1 protein-coding gene and 1 pseudogene are annotated in these 1,239 nt (G+C 35.1%); both read left to right on the top strand.

Annotation, left to right across the window (positions count from 1 at the left end):
• Positions 1-90: 90 nt before the first annotated feature.
• Positions 91-294: pseudogene (locus FTV38_RS17685) on the top strand (DNA cytosine methyltransferase); the annotation flags it as partial.
• On the top strand, positions 295-1,239 hold a 945-nt coding region (locus FTV38_RS17690; RefSeq protein ID WP_180023065.1), incomplete at its 3' end, for a hypothetical protein.

Here is a 1,239-nt window from a genome sequence, read left to right on the forward strand (position 1 = left end):
TGAAAAAATTATAAAGCTTTACCTGAAGAGCTAAGAAATAGCCGTAATTTCAATGTTGCTTGGACAAGATTCCCCGATCATGCACCATCACCAACCATTGATACAGGTCATAGACATCATTTTCATTATTATGCCAATAGAGTTCCTACTGTGCGTGAATGTGCTCGTTTGCAATCATTCCCTGATCGGTTTGAGTTCATTGGTAATAAAACAGAGCAATTCAGACAGGTAGGAAATGCTGTACCTCCTGTATTAGCTCAAACTTTGGCAAAGAAAATACTTGAGAAATTATAAATGTACGAAGTTCCTGCGAAATTTTATCAACGTTTGCACCATCCAAGACCACGATTTAAGAAAAACATTGAAAACGTTTTGGGGTATATGGCGTTTTCGATAGCAGAGTTAGATGGTGAATCTGAGGCTATCTTTAAAGAAAAAATTTTATCAGCTATACGTGATTTTCCAGGTAATAGTGGACTAGAAAATAAGACTTTGCAGAATTGGCGGACAGAAATTAGTGCTCTATTTAGTATGGTAAATACAAAAGATGGGAAAAATTTTGCGACAGAGCTGTCTAAAGAGTTAGCTAATACAACTAATTTGAAAGAGTTTTTCTTAAAATTTATTTCCACATTTCAATATCCAGGTGGATTTCTAAAAAGTCATGAAATAGAGAAAATTTTAAGTTCAGGCATCCACTTTCATCCATTGTTATGGTTGGCAAAGTTTGCTACTTCATCTCGCATCTCTAAAGAAAACTTATACATAACGGACGTAGAGTTTTGTCATTGTGTTTTAAATGATCTTAGAGTAACAAGAGATCATGAAGATATTTCTCTAACTATTAGCAGAATTTTGAAAAACCGTTCAGATAAGGTTACTTATGATAGTCAGGGTGATACAAAGCGGTATGCACTAGATATTTTAGATTATTGTGTATTAGCGGGCCTGATGCTCAAAGACTATAAAGGTAAATACTTTTTTAGAGAGGATGCACTGGATTTCCTGAAATATTTTAAGGATCATGCGCCATTATTTAGAAGCTATAAAAAAGAGCAAAGTCTGCAAGAAATCGAAGCTGTGAAGCCCTTATGGATAGACTTTGTAAATGATTCTAGCAATTCTTTGCTCAAATCATTTGAAGAGGAAATATCAAAAGAAGCCTCTGGAGTTTCAGATGGATTAGCCTTCAGCACTAAGCAAATTGGTGATGAAGGTGAGGCTCTGACATTAGTCCAT

Origin of the sequence: Acinetobacter sp. YH16044 (assembly GCF_013417145.1) — a bacterium.
Taxonomy (GTDB): domain Bacteria; phylum Pseudomonadota; class Gammaproteobacteria; order Pseudomonadales; family Moraxellaceae; genus Acinetobacter; species Acinetobacter amyesii.